Here is a 19,875-nt window from a genome sequence, read left to right on the forward strand (position 1 = left end):
ACAAACCACCGGCTTAGCCGGTGGTTATGATTGATGCAAAACTTAATTTGGATAGTTAGGTTGGTTAAAGTAACTTAAGATAAATTTTAATCTGTGTAATGGTAAAACTGTGAACTAAAGGTGAAAAACCCCGTAAGGCAAGACAGCCGTAAAAAATTCAATGTGCTTGAGCAATTTATTGCTCAGCCGATGAACCTTACAGCGAAAAGGAGCGAAGCGAACTTTGAGTTGATTAGGTTCACGCGAAGCTCGCAAATAGAAAATAGAGCCAGATATTCTCTGACTCTATTGATAAATTATTTTAAAATTTTAAAAGTTTGTAGCGAGCAAGTTTTGAATTTTTAGGATGGCTGCCGCTCGGGGTTGTTTGCAAAGGCCCCTGCCAGGTCGTTGAAGGTGATGGGGGTGGACCGGAGGGGGCAGGACCAATCGAAAGGTCCTAAACCCCCTCCGGAAAGATAATCGTAAAGCTTTGCTTTGCACAAATGTCTTAAAGACGAAGTCTTTACTCATAAAATTCACGGTGCCCCCTGCGTGTCCGAATGGGTATGGCTCCCCCTCCTTATAAGATTTATAAAAGCGAAGCTTTTAAAATACTTTTACCCTAAATCTTTTCTCTCGCTTGATATTTTGTATGAAGCAAGTTATGGGCTCTTTCTCCATAAGGTCTTCCCAAGTAGTCTTTATAAATTTTCTTAATCATTGGATTTTCGTGAGCCTTTCTTATTTCTTTATTTTTATCTATTTCATAAAGGGCTCTTTGTCTCTTAAGTAAGACTTCTTCCTTGCCGTGGTGGTAAGGTTGGCCGCCTCCGCCAATACATCCACCTGGACAAGCCATTATTTCTATGGCATCAAAATTATAAGTTCCATCTTTTATACCGTCAAGAAGTCTTCTTGCGTTGCCAAGTCCATGGGCGATTCCAACTCTTAGGTGCATATCGCCAATAGCAACTTCTGCTGACCTTATGCCCTTTAAGCCTCTTAGTTCTTGGAATTCAATTTTTTCTAACTCTTCTCCAGTTAGCCATTCGGATGCAGTTCTTATTGCTGCTTCGATTACGCCACCAGTTGTACCAAAAATTGTTCCTGCTCCAGAGGATTCTCCCATGATTTGGTCAAATTCTCCCTCTTCAAGTCCTTCAAAGTCAATCCCATATAAGTTTATCATCCTGCCAAGCTCTCTTGTTGAAAGGACATAGTCCACGTCCTTCATGTCATTAGATCCAAGCTCTGCCCTGTCAGCTTCTGCCTTCTTGGCAGTACAAGGCATAACTGAAACCATGACAATGTCCTTGGCAGGTATGCCAGTTTTTTCTGCGTAATAGGTTTTCACCATTGACCCCATCATCATTTGTGGTGACTTACATGATGATGGAATATCTAACATGTCTGGATAATTCATTTCTATAAACCTAACCCAGGCTGGACAGCAAGATGTTAATATTGGCATAGTCTTGTCATTTTGAATCCTATCAACTAGCTCGCTGGCTTCTTCCATAACTGTTAAATCTGCTGAAAAGTCTGTGTCAAAAACTGTATCGAAGCCAAGTTTTCTTAGGGCTGTAACAAGTTTACCTGTCGTAACCTCACCTGGTTCCATGCCAAAGAGTTCTCCTATGGCAACTCTTATTGATGGGGCAACTTGGACTACAAGGTGCTTCCTTGGATTTTTAATTTCTTTTAAAACTCTTGCAGTTGCATCAACTTCTACAATTGCTCCAGTTGGGCAAACTGCCACACATTGGCCGCAGAAGGTACAAGATGAATCTGCCAGTGGAAGATTAAAGGCAGGGGAGACTATGGCGTCAAAGCCACGGTTTAGTCCACCAAGAGTTCCCACAGTTTGAACTTCGTTACACATAGTTTCACATCTTCTGCACATAATGCACTTGTTGGGATTTCTGTAAATTGAATCTGAAGATGAGTCAACCTTGTGACCGGCCTTGTCACCCTTGTAGGCGATTTCTCTTATGCCCATTTTTTCTGCTAGTGCTTGAAGCTCACAATTTAAATTTTTAGGACACACCAAGCAGTCCTTTGGGTGGTTGGAAAGAAGAAGTTCCAAATTTAACCTTCTTGCTTCAACGGCCTTTACAGTGTCAGTTTTTATTACCATGCCCTCAGTTATTTCTTCAGAACAGGCAGTACAAAGTTTTGGCCTGCCAACAACTTCTACCATACAAATCCTGCATGATGAAGGCATATTTTCATAATTAAAGTTGGGAAGCTTCATATGACAAAGAGTAGGGATTTCAATGCCCACTTCCTTTGCTGCTTCTAGGATGGTGCTTCCTTCCTTAACTTGTAATTTTTTATCATTTATCACACAATTAATCATAATTCATCCCTACCTTCCCATGGCTATAGCATTTACTGGACAAGCCTTGGCACAAGTTCCACAAGCTATACATTTTTCCTTGTCAATCTCGTGTTTTTCTTTTACTTCGCCACTTATGCACTTAACCGGGCAAAGTCCTGCACACTTGTGACAGCCAACGCACTTGTCCTTATCAATTTTATAAAATTTTTTCATTTCACGTCTTGCATATTTTAAGTATTCGTCGGGGAAGAACCTCATTGTAGATAGGATTGGGTTTGGTGCAGTTTGACCAAGTCCACAAGCTGCTGAGTTAATTATGTTGTGGCAGAGGTCTTCGATTTTTTGGAGGTCTTCTTCTGAACCCTTGTTGTCCAAAAGTTTTTCCAACATTTCAAGGAGTCTCTTAGTTCCAATCCTACAAGGAGTGCACTTGCCACAGGACTCGTCTTGGGTAAATTCTAGGTAGAATTTGGCTATGTCCACCATGTCGTTGTCTTCGTCCATGACAATAAGTCCACCAGAGCCCATCATGGCCCCAATTTCCTTTAGATTTTCGTAGTCAATTGGGGTGTCAATATTTTCCTTGGTAATCATACCACCAGAAGGTCCACCAATTTGAACGGCCTTGAACTTTTTGCCATTTGGTATTCCACCGCCAATGTCGTAGACAATTTCTCTTATGGTAATTCCCATTGGGACTTCAACAAGCCCAACATTGTTGACCTTGCCGGCTAGGGCAAAGACCTTTGTCCCCTTGGACTTTTCTGTACCCATGGAGGCAAACCATTCTGGTCCTCTTAAGATAATTTGTGGAATATTGGCATAGGTTTCTACGTTATTAACTGTAGTTGGTTTTCCCATGTAACCCTTGACTGAAGGGAAGGGCGGTTTTCTTGTTGGTTCTCCTCTTTTACCTTCAACTGAGTGGATAAGTGCAGTTTCTTCACCACATACAAAGGCTCCAGCTCCGTATCTTATTTCTATATCAAAATCAAAACCAGAATTAAAAATATTTTTACCTAAGAAGCCATACTTTCTTGCCTGACCAATAGCTGTCTTTAGCCTGTGGATGGCAAGAGGATATTCAGCTCTTATATAAATAACACCGTGGTTTGCACCAGTTGCATAACCACCAATTGTCATGGCTTCAACAATGGAATTGGGGTCACCTTCAAGTATTGACCTATCCATAAAGGCTCCTGGGTCACCTTCGTCGGCATTACAGAAAATATATTTTTCGTCGCCAGGACTCATGTAGGTATTTTGCCACTTGATACCAGTAGGAAATCCACCGCCACCACGTCCACGAAGGCCTGATGCCTTGATGATGTCAATTACGTCTTGTGGGCTCATTTCTGTTAAAACTTTGAAAAGAGCTTGGTAACCGTCATAGGATATGTAGTCGTAAATATTTTCTGGATCAATCTTGCCACAATTTTTTAAAGCAAGACGAGTTTGCTTGTCGTAGAAGTTCATGTCACGTTGGTTGTAGATGACTTCATTGTTCTTTGGATTCCTGTATAGAAGTCTCTTAACAGGTCTTCCGTGAATAATGTGTTCAGCTACAATTTCGTTGACGTCTTCTGGGCTTACGTGAGTGTAGAAGACATTGTCAGGTTCAACCTTAACGATGGGTCCCTCTCCACAAAAACCAAAGCAACCAGTTATTAGGGCTTCAACGTCATTAATCTTATAGTCTTCTAAGGCTTTATCAAAATTTTCTTTTATAAGGTCACTTCTTGCAGACACGCAACCAGTTCCCTTGCAAATTAGTATTTGTAATCTCAAGTTATTCATGGTCCACCTCTTTATCATAGTTGTGGGCTTGATCTTTTATTGATGCAATGTGGTCGATAAAGTCCTTAATATCAGCGAGGTCTAAAGTATTAGACTTTATATTAGTCCTAACCCTAAAGGAAATTTCTATATTAAAATTCTCCTTTTGGTCTGGATCATCTTGGAATAAAAATTTACAATTTCTCATTCCTTTGTCCCTCACAAAGGACTTTAGCTCGTCAAAAAGATTTTCTATCTCTGCATATTTTTCTTTTTCATTTCCCCTAATAAAAATTTCTATAACATCATCGTCAGACATGTTTCCTATGTCACGGAGAATGGTCTTGTGATGCCTAGATTCTTTTATTTCCAGAAGTTTTTCTAAGGAATCTATTTTTGCCATAATAATCTCCTCTTTCCTATTTCTTTGCTTCTTCTAACTCTTGCCTGTGGACCTTTATAATTTCCTTTATATCTTGGGGTTTAACGTGGCCATAAATCTTGTCGTTTACTCTTACAACGGGACCAATCCCGCAGGCACCAAGACACCTAATGGAGTTGACATTGAAGAGGCCATCTTGACTTAGTCCATCTTCATCAACCTTTAGCTGGTCCTTAAAGGCATCTAAGAGAGTCTTACTGTCGTCAACAAAGCAAGCAGTACCTAGGCAGACGTCCACCTTAAAGGCTCCAACTTTCTTTTCACTAAAGAAGGAGTAAAAAGTTACAATGCCGTTGATCCTAGATGCTGGCAGGTCAGTTAGCCTTGCAATATAAATTTGGAGTTCCTTTGGAAGATATCCAAAAATATTTTGGGCGTAGTGGAGTATACTTATAATATTGTTTTCCTTGTCGTCAAAAGTATCTATGTAGTCCTTTAAACTTTTTAAAAGGGCTTCATCTAAACCTAAGGTCTTAAGATCCATAAATATCACCTCTTACTTTATTGTAATACAAGGAAAATGTTTTAGCAAAGAAATGGAAGGATTTTTTAAAAATATTATTATAATTAAATGAAAATATCCTTATTTTTAAATATTGAAGTTCTTATTTAATTTTTAGATCTTATAATAAATTTCTATATAGATGAAAAAATATTCTCAATGAATTATAATTATTTAGAGGTGTTTTATGATTACGAAGAAAGCCCATGCAAAGTTAAACTTATCTCTCGACGTGACAGGCAAGAGAGAAAATGCTTACCATGACATAAAAACTTTAATGGTGATGACAGATCTTTATGATGAGATGAAATTTTCTAAAAGCGATAAAGTTGAAATTCTTGGTGATTTTGATTTTGATATGAAAGAAAATTTTATTTACAAGGCCTATCATGTCCTAAGAGATTTTGTAGGAAAAGAACTTCCCTTTAAGGTTGAAATAGAAAAAAACATTCCCCTGGCAGCGGGACTTGCCGGAGGGACATCTAATGGAGCTGGGACTTTTTACGCCTTAAATGAATTGTACGATTTAAAAATTCCAAAAAAAGATTTGATAAAATTATCCTCGGGCCTTGGAGCAGACTTCACCTATATGATGACGGGAGGGACCAAGCTTGCTTCTGGTATTGGAGAAATTCTAGAAGAAGTGAGACCTATAGAACTTGACAATGTCCTAATAGTTAATCCTGGCTATGGAGTTTCCACTAAGGAAGTCTATGAAAAAATAAAAATAGATGACAGGAGAATAGATTTTGATGAAGTCCTTAAAGGTCTTTATGATTTAGACATAAAGAAATTAAATGATGTTTTAGAAAATAAGATGGAAAAAGTGGTTTTTGAAAGTCACAAGGACCTTTTAGACATAAAAAATAAAATGAGGGACTTTAATTCTGCTCCCCTTATGAGTGGGAGTGGGGCCACAATTTTTGGAATTTTTGAAAATAAAAATGACTTAGAAGATGCCTACAGGCACTTCAAAAAAACTTATGACAAGACCTATAAGTTGAGAGTGGGTGAGGAAGATGGCAGTTTTTGATACAGGTCCAGGAATTGTTGGACTTTATGAGGTCCACAGGGACTACTTAAACTATTATGTTGATGATAAATTTGAATATTATGGCCTCTATAGGAGAGAAGTGGTTGATGAGAGGATAAAATTTTTGGGAAAATCCTTTAAGAAGGCAAAAAAAATAATAGTCATGGACTTCGATGCCATTAACTATTTTAGAAATTCATCAAGAGCCTTTTATGGGAAAGAAGCTTTAAGGAAAAAGCTAAAAGATAAAAAAATCCTCTGTCTTGGGTCAAAATTAACTTGTAAAGAAGAAGCTTTAAAAAACTTTACAGACTCTCCAGTAGATTATCTAGATGTTCCACTTTTGATAAATGGAGCTAACGATGGAATTGCTGATGACATAATGAAGATGATCTCTGACGAATACTTCAAGGATTTTGATTTTTCAAAATATAATATGATTTTTCTTGCCTCAAGTGGTCTTCATTTGAAGAAGGACTTTTTCATAAATTATTTTGCAAAAAAAATTTTGGAAATAGAAATTTATTCCAATGTTGATGGGATTTTAGAAGATTATACCTATAAGAAGGAAAATTATATAAGGGATTATTTTTATGTAACTGAGTCAAAGAGGGCCTTTTACTCTAGGGCTGAAAAGTATTTAAGGGAAAAAGGAATTCTAAAAGAGAGAGAACTCTTAAATGTTTCTAGACTTTTTAAAAAAGGGCAATAAAAAAAGTCCCATTACTGGGACTAAATATGTAGCCATGCACCCAAAGTCGAAAGTTAATCTCACACGTTACCCTTACAGTTAGCTCAGATTAGGCGACCCATGCGGCACACAAAAGGTCTTGCTTAGTGCTGCTTCGATCAAGATCTGACACGGTTCACAAGTTTCTGTTGCGCAGGACCCAATCATCAACACCACTTATAAGGGGCAGACTGCAAAATTAAAATCCTCTAATGGGAATTCAGCCCTGCTGTAGCGAATCGCAGGTACAGGACATCGCTAATTTCCCGCTTAGCATGGCGATGGCGGAGAGAGGGGGATTCGAACCCCCGATACACTTTCGTGTATACTCGCTTTCCAGGCGGGCTCCTTCAACCTCTCGGACATCTCTCCACGGCCTAGAAACTTATTGTACAGTAGATAATTAATAATGTCAAGAATAAGGTGATAAATTGAAAACTAAGGATATAGTACTAAAAGAATTAGAAAGAAATAGGGCTTCCTATATTTCTGGCCAAGAATTGGCAGAAAAATTAAATATTTCAAGGACTGCCATTTGGAAGGCCATTAACAACTTAAAGGAAGAGGGCTTTCAAATAGAATCTCAAACAAAACTTGGATATAAGCTCATAGAAAGTGACGACAAACTTTCTGATGAAGGAATAAGAAAGGGACTAAGAGAAGAGTTAAAGGACATAGATATTATAGTCTTTGATGAAATTGACTCAACAAACACTGAGGCCAAGAGAAGACTTTACTCAGAAGAGGTCAAAGATTTTACAGTAATAGTTTCTGACATGCAAAAGGGTGGCAGGGGAAGAACGGGAAAGTCCTTCGCATCTCCTAAGGGAAGTGGAGTTTACTTTAGTATAGTTCTTCATCCAAAGGACTTCTTTGATTTTTCTTACTTTGATTTGATTACAGTTAAGGCTGCCGTTTCTGTTGCAGAGGGAATTAAAGAAGCTACAGGCAAGCAAGCAGAGATAAAGTGGGTCAATGATTTATTTATTGATGGGAAGAAAATTTGTGGAATCCTATCAGAGCTTGATGCAGATTTTGAATCAAGAAGTGTAAAGTCAGTTATTGTTGGAATTGGAATAAATGTAAATGAGCCAAAAGACGACAGCTTCAAGGACTTAAAAGATATTGCTGGTTATATTGGAACAGATGTAATTAGAAATGAAATTCTATCATCCATCTTAAATGCCTTTTATGAAAATAATTATAATAGGTCCGACGAAGAAATTATAGATTACTACAAGACTCATTCACTTGTTATCGGCAAGGACTTGACCTTTGAATTAAACGGCAAGAAGTACTCTGCTGTGGGCTACGATATCAATGAAAAGGGCAACCTAATCGTCGACACAGGAGAAGAGAAAATCACCCTTTCCAGTGGAGAAGTTTCCATAAAGGGGAACTTTTATAAATAGGTCCCAACTTTTAAAGTCCTCCAAATTATAGTATAATTAAGAGAAGTTAGGAGAAGAGATGAAGAGGCCTTTAAGTGAAAAGATAAATGAAGTAAAAAATAAAATATCCTTTGGGATGCCAGGTCACAAGGGCAAAGACTTTTTTGACTTGGACATAAAAAGAGATTTGACAGAAATTTATGGAACAGACAACTTGTTAAATCCATCTGGGGTCATCGATGACCTTCATAAGGAAATTAGCAAAGTCTTTGGCTCAAAAGAATCCTTTATGACAACAAATGGGTCCACAGGAGCCCTTCACATTGCCATGGCCATGACTACTAGACCAGGGGATAAGGTTTTGATACAGAGAAACACCCACAAGTCTATTTACAATGGCCTTTTACTTAATGACCTGGACCCAGTTTATCTAAACACAATTTACGACAAGGACCGTGCCATGTATTTTGGAATTGATTTAGATGAACTTAGAGAAAAAATAAAGGAAAATAAAATTACTGCCTGCGTTTTAGTTTCTCCAAATTATTTTGGTGGAATCTTAAGACTAAAAGAAATTATTGAAATCTTACATGAAAAAGATATTCCAGTGATTGTTGACGAGGCTCACGGAGCCCACCTTTATTTTTCGGACTTGAAGAAATATTCTGCCTTAGATGCAGGTGCAGATCTTGTGATAAATTCAACCCACAAGATGATTCCATCTCTTACTCAAGCTGCCCTTATTCACAGGGGGACAGATAGGTTTTCCCATGAAGATCTTTTAAAGTATATAAATATTTACAACACAACTTCCCCATCCTACTTAGTCATGCTCTCAATTGAAGCAGGTCTTGCTTACATGGATAGGGAAGGAAGAAGTGAATTAAAAAAAAGAACTGAAGAGATAAAAAATCTCAAAGAAGCAATAAATTATGACTTAGATTTGAGCCACCAGTCTATAATTGCCAATGACCCTATGAAATTTTTATTTAGGATACCTGGCATGACTGGAGAAGAAGTGGTTGAAGACTTTATTATAAATAAGGACATAAGGCTTGAAATGGGAGACCTCTACTATGCCCTGGGAATTGTTTCTCCAATTAACACACGTGAAGACCTAGAGATTTTAAGAGATGCAATTTTATCCTACGGAGATGGGCCTTATAAAAAAATTATTCCCCAAGACTTTCCCCTTCCAGAGAAGAGGCTCTTGCCAAAAGAGGCCTTCTTAAGTGAGGGCGAGAGAATTTCTTATAAGGATGCAAAAGGCAGGATTTCAAAGGAAATTATTGGGGCCTACCCACCAGGAGTTCCACTGGTGACCTTTGGGGAAGTAATAACAGAAGAAATAATTGAGACAATAGATAAATTTTTAGATGAAGAAATAGAAGTCATTGGACTTTTAGGAGATATGATTGAGGTAGTTAGATGAGCGCTTTTATAACATTTGAAGGTCCAGATGGGTCTGGTAAGTCTACAATTTGCAACTTAGTATATGAAGAACTTTTAAAAAATAATATAAGGACTATAAAGACTAGGGAGCCAGGAGGAACTAGGATTTCAGAAAAAATTAGGGAAATTATCCTGGATAAGGACTTAAAAGAAATGGATATGAGGACAGAAGCCCTACTTTACTCTGCTTCAAGAGCTCAGCATACTTATGAAAAAATTATTCCTGCCCTAGAGGATGGGACCACAGTTCTCTGTGAGAGATATGTCCTATCATCTCTAGCCTACCAAGGCCATGCTAGGGGGCAAAAGCTAGAAGATATTAGGGCGATAAATGATTTTGCAACTGGTGGCAAGAAGCCAGACATAGTTTTTATATTTAGGACAAATAACTCTACCTTAACGAGGAAGGACCAAGCCTGCTACGACAGGTTAGAATGCGAAGGAGATGACTTCCACAAGAAGGTAAGGGACTACTATAACAGTTTAGAAAAAGAAGAAAATTATTATTTTATAGATGTAAATCAGACTATAGAAGAGGTCTTCGGCGACTGCATGAAGATTCTTAAAGAAAGGAAGATTTTGTGAAACTTGTAATCGCAATTGTCCAAGATGAGGACAGCGAAAATCTAATAAAAAATCTTAATGAAAATAATTTTAAGGTTACTAAGATTAGTTCCACTGGTGGATTTTTAAAGGCTGGAAATGTGACAATCCTTTCAGGTATAGAAGATGAAGAGCTTGACAAATTTATGCAAATACTTGAAGAAAACTCCAAGACTAGAGAGGTTAAGAGGACGATCCAACCAGTTAACATTCCTGGTCAAGCTATGATCCCAGTGCCTATAACAGTAAAGGTTGGGGGAGCCACAATTTTTGTAACTGACGTTGTAGATTTCAAGAGGTTTTAGGTGATATTATGAAAATGATGATTGCAATAGTCCAAGAAAAATATACTGATGGACTTATAGATAGATTTTTAGATGAAGACATTTATGTAACTAGACTTTCCTCAACTGGTGGTTTTTTCAAATCAGGAAATACTACCCTTCTCTTAGGTTGTAAGGAAGATGAAATTGATAGGATTTATGAAATCTTTAAAGAAGAAACAGAATCTGAAGATGTCCACATGGAAGAAGGGGACTTTAAGGTTTCTGGGGCTACAATTTTTGTAGTTGATTTGGAAGAGTCAAAGAGAATTTAATGTTTTTAGAGAATAGGTCCGTAATAAATAGCTTAGAGGGAGATCTTTTAAACAAGTCCTATAGCCATGCCTATCTTTTTTCAGGCAGCAAGGGCATAGGTAAATTTTCCCATGCAAAAAACTTTGCCAGGTCCATCTTAAATGAAGATCCTGAAGGCATAAGATTTTTTAGTGGGATTGACGAATTTGAAGATGCAGACCTCTATTTGGTACAAAAGAAGGACACGATAAAAAAACAAGATATAGAAGAGATAATCGAAAATTCTTTTGCAAAACCCTTTTCTGGAAGTCACAAGATCGTTATTATTGATGATTTCGATAGGGTAACAGCTGAGGGACAAAATGCCCTCTTAAAGACCTTGGAAGAACCCATGGATTATTTGATCCTAATTTTAATTTCAAGCAACATGAGAAATATTCTTCCAACAATTATTTCAAGGTGTAGGATTTTAAAATTTCAAGACTTAACTCAAGATAGGATTGAAGAATTTTTGCTTTCGAGAAAGGTATCCCCTAGGAATGCCAAACTTTTTTCTAGGCTATCCAATGGAGATGTGAGTCTTGCCATAAAATATTCTGAAGATCCTGAGCTCCTATCAAAAAGAGAAGATATAATAAATATGACTGATAGGGTAATAAGGCAGACAGAGTTTATTTTTGATGAAATGAAATTTTTTAAAGACAATAAAGATGATTTTAAGGAAATCTTAAATTTTATGATAGTCTGGTATCTGGACTTAGTTTATGTTAAGAGTGGGAGAGAGGACCTTGTTGTAAATATTGACAAGCTAGACCTCTTGAAGCTCCAAGACTTGTCCATTGATAGGGCAGTTGAGTCCTACGATGCCCTTATTAATGCCCTGGGTCGCAAGGAAAAAAATGTGAATTTTGATTTAAATATAGAGAAGCTTTTAATAGATTTAGGGGGAATTAGATGATAGAAATAGCAGGAGTAAGGTTCAAGAGAACTGGAAAAATCTATTATTTTGATCCCATTGATATAGATTTAAATGTTGGAGATTATGTTATTGTTGAAACTGTGAGGGGCCTTGAGTTTGGAGCAGTTGAGCTTTTAAAAGAAGTGGAAGAGGAGACGATAAAGGGAGAACTAAAACCTGTGATTCGCCTTGCAACTGACGAAGATAAAAATATCAATGTGGAAAATAGGAATAAGGCCAAGGAAGCAATAATAATTTGTGAGCAAAAGGTTGAAGAGCATGGACTTGATATGAAGTTGATTTCCTGTGAGTATACCTTTGACAGGTCAAAATTATTGTTTTACTTCACAGCTGATGGAAGGGTTGACTTTAGGGAACTTGTAAGAGACCTGGCTTCAATCTTTAGGACTAGGATAGAGCTTAGACAAATTGGGGTTCGTGATGAGGCCAAATATGTTGGTGGACTTGGATGTTGTGGCAGGCCAACTTGCTGCTCAACTTTCTTAAGTGAATTTTCACCGGTTTCAATTAAGATGGCCAAGGATCAAAACTTAAGTCTCAACCCAACAAAAATTTCTGGAATTTGTGGCAGGCTTATGTGTTGTCTAAAATATGAGCAGGACGGCTACGAATGTATTAACAAGAGGATGCCAAGACCTGGTGAGATCGTAAAGACAGAAAAAGGAAAAGGAACAGTTGTATCGACTTATACAATACAAGAACTTGTAAAGGTTATGTTTGAAGTTGATGACGAAAAAGAAACTGTCTACATGGAACTTTCCGAAATCAAGAGGACTCGAGAATTTAACAAGTCCTTTATAGATGGATCAAGAAACTTAAATGTAGAAGAGTACGACGAAAAAGAACTAGTGGAGTTAGAGAGGGATTAGGGATAGGATGAGGTCTTATCCCCTTTGTTATGAAGATAAATAATTTTTTAGTTAAAATTTCCAATAAAATTAATAATTTTTTTAAGAGACATTTTGGCAGGGCCAATGGCTTTGCCCTTATAATGGTGGCAATAATATCTTTATTTTCTGCCACCTTTTTTTATTACTATATTTCGGACTTTAATATGCCGAAGAGCCTGGCTTTCTTAGGTCTTGCAGTCTTATTTTATCTTGCCTACTTTCTTATTTGGCAAGTTTTAAAAATAGGATTTTTGCTTTTAAAAAGAGTTAGGGCAAAAAATCTTGCAATCTATGGGATGATTATTTGGGGCTTAAAATATTTTTATGATGAGTGCCTTTATTATGTAGACATAGACTATTTTGAAATTATTTTTATTGCTGCAGCCTTTATAGTCCTTGTGACTTTTTCAAAATCTTTAATTTCTTTTGGGAGAAATAAGAAAAAATTGGCGCTTTTATTTTTAATACCAAGTGGAATAATCTTGGGTGCTTCAATATATTTTATGGTCTTCCCAGGTTTTGATTCTGGAGAAATTTATAAAATTGAGGGAGAAAAAAATAAAATTGCCGGCAAGGCAGAGAGATATAAGGTAGAAGTCATTGACTATGAAGCCGACCCAGTAAACTTAAGAGACTTTGTTTATTATTCTGGCAGAACAAAAAAAATAAGGGACAAGTTCTTTGGCAAGGGTCTTAACAAGACAGAAGTCAAGGGAAGGATATACGCTCCAAAAGACTTGGAGAATGCCCCAGTCTTATTTGTAGCCCATGGTAACCACAGGTTCACAACCAAAAACTATCTTGGTTATGACTACCTTGGTCACTATCTTGCTAAGAGGGGGATAGCCATGGTTTCTGTGGACATGAACATGTTAAATGGATTTATGTCTTATGGTCTTGGAAATGAAAATGATGCAAGGGCAGTTCTTCTTCTTGAAAATATGGAAAATATCTTTAAGAGAAATAGGAATAAAGACAGTGTTCTTTACAAGAGATTTGATAAAAATAATATTGCCCTAATGGGTCACTCAAGAGGTGGAGAGGCAGCAGCCGTTGCCTATAACTTTAATGAACTTAAGTTTCATCCAGATGATGGAAAAATTTCTCACAAGTATGACTTTGACATCAAGGGAATAATAAGTGTTGCACCAACTTATAATCAATACAAACCAGGTGGCAAAAATTTAATTTTAAGAGATGTAAATTACTTGACTATTGCTGGGACAAATGACGCAGATGTTGATGGATTCGAGGGCATGCTCCTATATGACAATGTAATTTTCTCTGGTGAGAAAGATAATTTTAAGGCGGGAGTCTATCTTGGATATGCCAACCACGGCAACTTCAACAAACTTTGGGGAGACTTTGATGCAGATCCAGGTGAAGGACTCTTCTTAAACAGGAAGGAACTTCTTGATGGTAATAAGCAAAGAGAGATCCTTTCGATCTACACACTCAACTTCTTGGAAAATGTCTTTGGCAAAACTTATAACAGGGAAATATTTAAAGAAGGTCCTTACAAGTACGGCGACCTTCCAGAGACAAATTACTACACAAGGTATATGGATTCGGATTTTATAAAACTTGCAGACTTTGAAGAGGACTATGACATAACTACGACATCAATCCCCGGAGGAATAATAAATTTCTCCAACTTGGCAAAAATTTATGAAGATAGCCACGATTATGGAGAAAAAAATTCTAAGACTACAGGGGTTTTTATTGATGCAAATAAAAATTCAACTTACTCCTTGAGGTTTACAGAAAAAATTCCTAGTGGAAAGTTTTTACAATTTGATATAGAAAATTTAAACTTTGAAGAGATAGAAGGAGATATTGATTTAGAAATCCAAGATACTTGGGGCAATGCTTCTACTTTAAGCTTAAGTGATTATAAAAAACTTATACCAATGACAAGGTCCTATCTCTACAAAACTGACTATCTTGATGACGATTATTATGAAAGGTTTGGACCGCAAACCCTTATAATCCCACTAGAAGACTTTAAAAAACAAAATTCTAATTTAAATACAGATGAGATAAATAAGCTGGAATTCAAATTTAAAAATAATATTAAAATCTCTATAGATAATATAGGAATTTTAAAATAAATTGTTTAGAAATAATCTTCCTGGGTAACTTAAGAATAGAAGCGATGAGCTTAAAATGAAAATATAAAACTTGGAGGTTTTTAATAATGGAAAGTAAACTAATTAAAGGACTTATTGAACAATACAATTTCGAAGTTGAATCAGGATATATTTATTATTCAATGGCAAACTATGTTGAAGACAAGGGCATGAGCGGATTTGCTCACTTCTTTAACAAACAAGCAGAAGAAGAATTTGAACATGCTGAAAAATTAAGAAGATTCTTATTTGAAATTGATGTAAGACCAGACCTTGAAGGAATTGATAAACCTGAAACTGAATTTGGTACTTTCACAGAAACATTTAAGACTGCATTAGAACACGAAAAAGAAGTTACAAGAAGAATTCACGATCTTGTAGACCTTTCTGTAGAAGAAAACGACCACAGAGTTACTTCACTTCTACAATGGTATGTTGACGAACAAGTTGAAGAAGAAGATAACTTTAGAGACATCGTTGAAAGACTTGAAAGAATTAACGAAAGTTGGTCTGGACTTTATATCTACGATGCAGAACTTGGTAGAAGATAATTTAAAATTAATTTTAAGAGATACCCTTAGGGGTATCTTTTTTTATGTAATTAAAAGCTATTGACTTGACCACAGGGGGCAGGCTTATCTTATACATGGAGGTGGATTATGAAGCGAAGTGAAGTGGAAAAAATTACTGGCTTAACTAGGAAGGCAATTTTATATTATGAAGACAAGGGACTAATAAGACCTCATAAGGGAGAAAATAATTATAGGGCTTACTCACAAGATGACGTGAAGAAGCTTTTAAAAATTTCTATATATAGGAAGTTGGGTCTCAGTATTTCTGAAATAAAAAATATTTTAGATTCGAAGGAAGAAGACCTTGGGAGCATTTTAAGAGACCGTCAGTATCGACTTGAACTTGAAGAGGCTAAGAAGAACTTATTAGAAAGGCTAATTAAATCACATGACTTAGAAGAAGTATCTAAAGAGCTTGAAGATTTAGAAAAGAAAGAGACCATATATGAAAGACTCACAAGAGTTTTCCCTGGATACTTTGGCCAGATTTTCTTTATTTCCTACAAGCCCTTCCTAGGGGACAAGCTAGGAGAAGATCAAGAACCTGCCTTTAATGAACTTATAAAAATCTTGGACTCTCTGCCAGAATTTAATTTTACAGATGAAGAGAAGGCCTATATTGAAAGGATGACCAGGGACTTTGACTTAGAAGATTTAGAAGCTATTAACCAGGTAAAGATCCAAGCTGCCTATAATTACGAGGAATGGATGGAAGATAATAGGGACAAGGTCAAGGCTTATGAAGACTTTAAAGAGAGTGAAGATTATAAGTCAAGTGAGGTCAAAAAAATTTCTGACAAGATACGAACTTATATGGTAGAAAATAATTATTATGACTTAGTTATCCCTTTGATTAGAAAAATATCGCCTTCTTATGATGCCTATTACAAAAAACTTCTGGAAGCCAATGAAAAATTTTTAAGTGAAAGAAATAAATAATTTTATAAAGTGAGAAAAATTTTATAAAGTGAGAATTTTAAATCCTATTTCATATTAATGAGATGGGATTTTTTATTTTTATCTGAATTGGAATTGGGATTAAGTAAATTTTTTATTTTTTAAAAATGATTTTTAAGAAATAGAATAATATTAAGTAAGAAAAGCGAGGTTAACTATAAAAATTTATAAGTTGACAAACAAAGAGGAAAATGTTAACTTATTTAAAGTAATTGTTTACTAATAAAATTTTGGAGGTTAGTGTGAAAAATTTAAAAGCGAGAGACTTGGTGATGTGTTCACTATTTGTTGCCCTTATTATTGTGGGAACCTTTATAAGAGTCCCTATACCAGTCTTGCCCTTTACCCTGCAACTTTTATTTACCATGCTTGCAGGTCTTTTGTTGGGGCCAGAGCTTGGTGCTACAGCAGTCCTTGTTTACATAATCTTGGGTCTTATAGGTCTTCCAGTCTTTACTGAAGGTGGAGGCTTTGCCTATGTCCTTAAGCCATCTTTTGGTTACATAATTGGTTTTGCCTTTGGTGCTTATGCTACGGGCAAGATTGCAAACAAGGACAAGATACCTGATATGAAGAGACTTCTCAAGGCAAACTTTGTGGGACTCGCCATAGTTTATATTTTGGGCATGGTTTACTATTATTTTATTAGCAATTTTTATTTAGGATCGCCAATTGGAGTTAAGGCAATTATTATTTATTGCTTCTTACTTGCAGTGCCAGGGGACATTGTCTTGTGCTTTTTAGGCGCCTTTCTTGGCAAGAGATTAATTCCAGTGATTAACAAGGCTTATAACTAAAGGAGAAAAAAATGAGTAAAAATATTTTTGTAACAGGAACAGGAACAGAAATTGGAAAGACCTATGTAGCTGGTCTTCTAGTGAAGAAACTTCACGAAGCAGGAGAAAAGTCTGCCTACTATAAGGCTGCCATGAGTGGAAATGACAAGGATGATGATGGAAAGCTCATACCTGGTGATGCGAAATTTGTAAAAGAGTTTGGAGGAATTGATCAGCCTCTTGAAGAAATGTGTCACTACGTTTATGAACACGCCTACTCTCCTCACTTAGCTGCACAAATAGAAGGCAATCCAATAGATCTTGATTATGCAATAGAAAAATTTGAGGACCTAAAGGACAAGTACGACTACATAACTCTTGAAGGGTCTGGTGGAATTCTTTGTCCCTTAAGATTTGATGATCAAGAGATTTATTTAGAAGACTTCATAAAGAAAGCAAATCTTTCTACTATTATTGTTGCTGATGCAGGACTTGGGACTATAAATAATGTGGTCTTGACAGCCTTTTATATGAAGGAAAAGGGAATGAAGGTCAAGGGTATAATCTTCAACAACTTTATACCAGGAGATGTCATGCAAGAGGACAATATAAAAATGTGCGAGCGTATGTCAGGTCTTGAAGTCTTAGCTTGTGTCAAGAAGGGCGACAAGGACTTGGACATTGATGTTGAAAAGCTAAAAGCAATTTACGAATAGGAGTTAAGATATAAAATGATTTGGTATCCATATGAACAACTAAAAACTATGAAGCCACCTTACAAGGTCATAGATGCTAAGGGAGTCCACCTTTATACAGAAGACAATGACATGATTGACTCAGTTTCATCTTGGTGGTCAACAATTTACGGCTATAAAAATGAAAAAATAAATGAAGCCCTAATAGATCAAGTTAAGAAATTTTCTCACGTTATGCTTGGTGGCCTAACTCACGAGCCAGTGGAAAGACTTTCCAACCAGTTAAAGGAATTTTTGCCAGGAGACTTGGACTATCCCTTCTTCTCCGACTCAGGTTCTGTGGCAGTAGAGGTCGCCCTAAAGATGGCCCTTCAATACTACATGAACAAGGGAGAAAGTGACAGGACCATGATACTTGCCCTATCCAATGCCTACCATGGAGATACCTTTAAGACTATGGAGGTGGGTGACGACGAAGACTATCATTTTGTCCTAGAAGCCTATGGCAAGAGCAAGTATGTTGTAAACATTCCAACAGAAATTGATGCCCTTGAAGAAGCTTTTGAAAAATATGGGGACAAGCTAAACTCCTTTATAGTTGAACCACTCTTACAAGGAGCTGGTGGCATGAGGATGTATGACATTTCTTTCTTAGAAAGAGCAAGAGAACTTTGCGATGAGCACAATGTATTGCTTATCTTTGACGAAGTAGCAACAGGCTTTGGAAGAACTGGTCATAGATTTGTGGCAGACCTAGTCCTACCAGATATTATATGTCTTGGCAAGGCCCTAACAGGTGGCTACCTTGGTCATGCAGCTACAGTTGCCAACAAGAAGGTCTTCGATGCCTTTTATGATGACGACCCAAGACATGCCCTTATGCATGGGCCGACCTTTATGGGAAATCCACTAGCTTGTGCCGTTGGATCCAAGTGCCTTGAAATCTTCCAAGAAGAAGATTTTATGAGCAAGATCAAGAGGATTGAAGAAATCGAAAGAGAAGAGATGGAAGGCTTCACTCATGAAAAAATTGAAGAAGTGAGAATTATGGGAGCCTGCGTCTGCATTGAAGTTAAAGACGGCAAGGACATAGAAGGCTTCCAAGAATTTGCCTATGAAAGAGGAGTCTTCTCAAGGCCTTTTGTGAAATACATTTACTCCATGGTTCCCTATGTCATCACAGAAGAAGAACTTAGAAAAGTAATGAGAACTATGAAAGAATGGTTTGAAAATAAATAAAATTTTGGCCCTGGAATCCAGGGCTTTTTCTTTTGTATAAATTTGGGCTATAATTTACATAAAACTATTGGAAAGGAACAGAGATGATAAAAGCAATATTATTTGACAAGGATGGGACCCTCCTGGAATATACAGATGGATGGGTAGATTCTATTGTAGAATTTTTGGAAGAAAAAAACATAGATGAGGATAAAAAGAAAAAACTTTTTAAGGAAATTGGCATAAGAGAAGATGGTGGGGTAGAGGAAAATTCTATTCTTTCATCAGAAACTGCTATGGACCTGGCAATAATTTTTTCTAAGTACCTTGACGAAGACTTAGGGGAAATTTATAAGGAGATTGATGACCACCTCTTAAATTATTTAAAGGAAAATAATAATTTTATAAGGGAAACCTGTGACTTAAAAAGTCTTTTTGAAATTTTAAAATCTAAGGATATCTTAATTGGGATTTTCACATCGGACAACTATAGGCAGGCCAAGTATTCTATGGAGTACTTAAATCTTGATTCCTTTATAGATTTTTATGCAGCTGCAGATATTTATGAGAAGAAGCCAAATAGAGAGAGCCTCGAAGTATTTAAAGATAAGTATTCTCTTAAGGACCAAGAAATAATAATTGTTGGCGACTCAAGGGTTGATATGGTTTTTGGAGAAAACACAGTGAAAATAGGAGTCCTCTGTGGGACTGGGTCAAGAGAAATGCTAGAAGCCTACACAGATAATATAATTGATAATCCAAGTGAAATTTTGAAATTCTTGTAGGCTTATAAAAAGATTATTAAAATTTTAGAAATATAATTTAAGAA

Annotated in this window: 20 protein-coding genes, 1 tRNA gene and 1 other RNA gene; 16 read left to right on the plus strand and 6 right to left on the minus strand. The window is 36.5% G+C overall.

The genetic code is table 11. The features are described 5' to 3' along the window. Window positions 1–604: 604 nt before the first annotated feature. From HMPREF3023_RS06170 to HMPREF3023_RS06185, 4 genes are read right to left on the minus strand one after another with little or no spacing between them, the layout of a single operon-like run. On the minus strand, window positions 605–2,341 hold the full coding sequence (locus HMPREF3023_RS06170; protein ID WP_070701773.1) for an NADH-dependent [FeFe] hydrogenase, group A6: 1,737 nt from the start codon (window positions 2,339–2,341) through the stop codon (window positions 605–607). A 9-nt stretch (window positions 2,342–2,350) separates the two neighbouring features. Further along, a complete protein-coding gene (locus HMPREF3023_RS06175; RefSeq protein ID WP_070701775.1) occupies window positions 2,351–4,120 on the minus strand; it encodes an NADH-ubiquinone oxidoreductase-F iron-sulfur binding region domain-containing protein in 1,770 nt (589 codons plus the stop codon). Next, window positions 4,113–4,502 (minus strand): hypothetical protein, encoded by a 390-nt coding sequence (locus HMPREF3023_RS06180; protein ID WP_070701777.1) that lies wholly within the window; start codon window positions 4,500–4,502, stop codon window positions 4,113–4,115. Before HMPREF3023_RS06180 ends, HMPREF3023_RS06175 begins: the two co-directional genes overlap by 8 nt. A 16-nt stretch (window positions 4,503–4,518) precedes the next feature. Beyond that, window positions 4,519–5,025: an NADH-quinone oxidoreductase subunit NuoE family protein gene (locus HMPREF3023_RS06185; protein WP_070701779.1), complete on the minus strand. Its 507-nt coding sequence runs from the start codon at window positions 5,023–5,025 to the stop codon at window positions 4,519–4,521. A gap of 205 nt (window positions 5,026–5,230) precedes the next feature. Here HMPREF3023_RS06185 and ispE point away from each other — a divergent pair, with 205 nt between their 5' ends. Beyond that, window positions 5,231–6,076, plus strand: coding sequence for a 4-(cytidine 5'-diphospho)-2-C-methyl-D-erythritol kinase (ispE, locus tag HMPREF3023_RS06190; protein ID WP_070701781.1), 846 nt, complete (start codon window positions 5,231–5,233; stop codon window positions 6,074–6,076). Further along, window positions 6,063–6,788 carry a hypothetical protein gene (locus HMPREF3023_RS06195; protein ID WP_070701783.1) on the plus strand — a complete coding sequence of 242 codons (726 nt, stop codon included), beginning with the start codon at window positions 6,063–6,065 and terminating at the stop codon, window positions 6,786–6,788. The genes ispE and HMPREF3023_RS06195 overlap by 14 nt, the downstream gene beginning before the upstream one ends. Window positions 6,789–6,820: 32 nt before the next feature. Here HMPREF3023_RS06195 and ffs read toward each other — a convergent pair. Together ffs and HMPREF3023_RS06205 are read right to left on the minus strand one after the other, a co-directional pair. After that, window positions 6,821–7,085: signal recognition particle sRNA large type (ffs, locus tag HMPREF3023_RS06200), an RNA gene on the minus strand. Between the two features lie 3 nt (window positions 7,086–7,088). Further along, a tRNA-Ser gene (locus HMPREF3023_RS06205) sits at window positions 7,089–7,178 on the minus strand. A gap of 59 nt (window positions 7,179–7,237) precedes the next feature. Between HMPREF3023_RS06205 and HMPREF3023_RS06210 the strand changes: the two genes are divergently transcribed. The 14 genes from HMPREF3023_RS06210 to HMPREF3023_RS06275 all read left to right on the plus strand — a co-directional run bounded on the left by HMPREF3023_RS06210 (window position 7,238) and on the right by HMPREF3023_RS06275 (window position 19,831). Further along, on the plus strand, window positions 7,238–8,218 hold the full coding sequence (locus HMPREF3023_RS06210; protein WP_070701785.1) for a biotin--[acetyl-CoA-carboxylase] ligase: 981 nt from the start codon (window positions 7,238–7,240) through the stop codon (window positions 8,216–8,218). Between the two features lie 58 nt (window positions 8,219–8,276). Next, entirely contained in the window at window positions 8,277–9,629 is a 1,353-nt protein-coding gene (locus HMPREF3023_RS06215) for an aminotransferase class I/II-fold pyridoxal phosphate-dependent enzyme (protein ID WP_070701787.1), read from the plus strand. Continuing rightward, on the plus strand, window positions 9,626–10,234 hold the full coding sequence (tmk, locus tag HMPREF3023_RS06220) for a dTMP kinase (RefSeq protein WP_070701789.1): 609 nt from the start codon (window positions 9,626–9,628) through the stop codon (window positions 10,232–10,234). The genes HMPREF3023_RS06215 and tmk overlap by 4 nt, the downstream gene beginning before the upstream one ends. Next, complete coding sequence (locus tag HMPREF3023_RS06225) at window positions 10,231–10,557, plus strand: cyclic-di-AMP receptor (RefSeq protein WP_070701791.1); 327 nt, start codon at window positions 10,231–10,233, stop codon at window positions 10,555–10,557. Before tmk ends, HMPREF3023_RS06225 begins: the two co-directional genes overlap by 4 nt. A gap of 8 nt (window positions 10,558–10,565) precedes the next feature. Further along, on the plus strand, window positions 10,566–10,850 hold the full coding sequence (locus HMPREF3023_RS06230; protein ID WP_070701793.1) for a cyclic-di-AMP receptor: 285 nt from the start codon (window positions 10,566–10,568) through the stop codon (window positions 10,848–10,850). Continuing rightward, a complete protein-coding gene (locus HMPREF3023_RS06235; protein WP_070701795.1) occupies window positions 10,850–11,788 on the plus strand; it encodes a DNA polymerase III subunit in 939 nt (312 codons plus the stop codon). Before HMPREF3023_RS06230 ends, HMPREF3023_RS06235 begins: the two co-directional genes overlap by 1 nt. Continuing rightward, a complete protein-coding gene (locus HMPREF3023_RS06240; protein ID WP_070701797.1) occupies window positions 11,785–12,678 on the plus strand; it encodes a PSP1 domain-containing protein in 894 nt (297 codons plus the stop codon). Before HMPREF3023_RS06235 ends, HMPREF3023_RS06240 begins: the two co-directional genes overlap by 4 nt. Window positions 12,679–12,707: 29 nt before the next feature. Next, the gene (locus HMPREF3023_RS06245; protein ID WP_070701799.1) at window positions 12,708–14,810 is read left to right on the plus strand and encodes an MFS transporter; all 2,103 of its coding nucleotides are present in this window, start codon (window positions 12,708–12,710) and stop codon (window positions 14,808–14,810) included. 86 nt (window positions 14,811–14,896) lie between these two features. Further along, window positions 14,897–15,379: a ferritin gene (locus HMPREF3023_RS06250; protein ID WP_070701801.1), complete on the plus strand. Its 483-nt coding sequence runs from the start codon at window positions 14,897–14,899 to the stop codon at window positions 15,377–15,379. A gap of 108 nt (window positions 15,380–15,487) precedes the next feature. After that, window positions 15,488–16,339, plus strand: a complete 852-nt coding sequence (locus tag HMPREF3023_RS06255) for a MerR family transcriptional regulator (RefSeq protein ID WP_070701803.1) — start codon at window positions 15,488–15,490, stop codon at window positions 16,337–16,339. Window positions 16,340–16,599: 260 nt separating this feature from the next. Then, window positions 16,600–17,154 carry a biotin transporter BioY gene (locus HMPREF3023_RS06260; protein WP_070701805.1) on the plus strand — a complete coding sequence of 185 codons (555 nt, stop codon included), beginning with the start codon at window positions 16,600–16,602 and terminating at the stop codon, window positions 17,152–17,154. Window positions 17,155–17,165: 11 nt separating this feature from the next. After that, a complete protein-coding gene (gene bioD, locus HMPREF3023_RS06265; protein WP_070701807.1) occupies window positions 17,166–17,849 on the plus strand; it encodes a dethiobiotin synthase in 684 nt (227 codons plus the stop codon). 15 nt (window positions 17,850–17,864) lie between these two features. Then, entirely contained in the window at window positions 17,865–19,067 is a 1,203-nt protein-coding gene (bioA, locus tag HMPREF3023_RS06270; protein WP_070701809.1) for an adenosylmethionine--8-amino-7-oxononanoate transaminase, read from the plus strand. Window positions 19,068–19,150: 83 nt separating this feature from the next. Then, on the plus strand, window positions 19,151–19,831 hold the full coding sequence (locus tag HMPREF3023_RS06275; RefSeq protein ID WP_070701811.1) for an HAD family hydrolase: 681 nt from the start codon (window positions 19,151–19,153) through the stop codon (window positions 19,829–19,831). The last annotated feature ends 44 nt before the right edge of the window (window positions 19,832–19,875 follow it).

The organism is Peptoniphilus sp. HMSC075B08 (genome assembly GCF_001815405.1).
Taxonomy (GTDB): domain Bacteria; phylum Bacillota; class Clostridia; order Tissierellales; family Peptoniphilaceae; genus Peptoniphilus_A; species Peptoniphilus_A harei.

Coding starts and splice junctions, on each gene's coding strand:
- HMPREF3023_RS06275 (WP_070701811.1), top strand. CDS start 19,151: ATGATAAAAGCAATATTATTTGACAAGGATGGGACCCTCCTGGAATAT.
- HMPREF3023_RS06195 (WP_070701783.1), top strand. CDS start 6,063: ATGGCAGTTTTTGATACAGGTCCAGGAATTGTTGGACTTTATGAGGTC.
- HMPREF3023_RS06170 (WP_070701773.1), bottom strand. CDS start 2,341: ATGATTAATTGTGTGATAAATGATAAAAAATTACAAGTTAAGGAAGGA.
- bioD (WP_070701807.1), top strand. CDS start 17,166: ATGAGTAAAAATATTTTTGTAACAGGAACAGGAACAGAAATTGGAAAG.
- HMPREF3023_RS06175 (WP_070701775.1), bottom strand. CDS start 4,120: ATGAATAACTTGAGATTACAAATACTAATTTGCAAGGGAACTGGTTGC.
- tmk (WP_070701789.1), top strand. CDS start 9,626: ATGAGCGCTTTTATAACATTTGAAGGTCCAGATGGGTCTGGTAAGTCT.
- HMPREF3023_RS06185 (WP_070701779.1), bottom strand. CDS start 5,025: ATGGATCTTAAGACCTTAGGTTTAGATGAAGCCCTTTTAAAAAGTTTA.
- bioA (WP_070701809.1), top strand. CDS start 17,865: ATGATTTGGTATCCATATGAACAACTAAAAACTATGAAGCCACCTTAC.
- ispE (WP_070701781.1), top strand. CDS start 5,231: ATGATTACGAAGAAAGCCCATGCAAAGTTAAACTTATCTCTCGACGTG.
- HMPREF3023_RS06250 (WP_070701801.1), top strand. CDS start 14,897: ATGGAAAGTAAACTAATTAAAGGACTTATTGAACAATACAATTTCGAA.
- HMPREF3023_RS06215 (WP_070701787.1), top strand. CDS start 8,277: ATGAAGAGGCCTTTAAGTGAAAAGATAAATGAAGTAAAAAATAAAATA.
- HMPREF3023_RS06180 (WP_070701777.1), bottom strand. CDS start 4,502: ATGGCAAAAATAGATTCCTTAGAAAAACTTCTGGAAATAAAAGAATCT.
- HMPREF3023_RS06230 (WP_070701793.1), top strand. CDS start 10,566: ATGAAAATGATGATTGCAATAGTCCAAGAAAAATATACTGATGGACTT.
- HMPREF3023_RS06255 (WP_070701803.1), top strand. CDS start 15,488: ATGAAGCGAAGTGAAGTGGAAAAAATTACTGGCTTAACTAGGAAGGCA.
- HMPREF3023_RS06240 (WP_070701797.1), top strand. CDS start 11,785: ATGATAGAAATAGCAGGAGTAAGGTTCAAGAGAACTGGAAAAATCTAT.
- HMPREF3023_RS06235 (WP_070701795.1), top strand. CDS start 10,850: ATGTTTTTAGAGAATAGGTCCGTAATAAATAGCTTAGAGGGAGATCTT.
- HMPREF3023_RS06245 (WP_070701799.1), top strand. CDS start 12,708: ATGAAGATAAATAATTTTTTAGTTAAAATTTCCAATAAAATTAATAAT.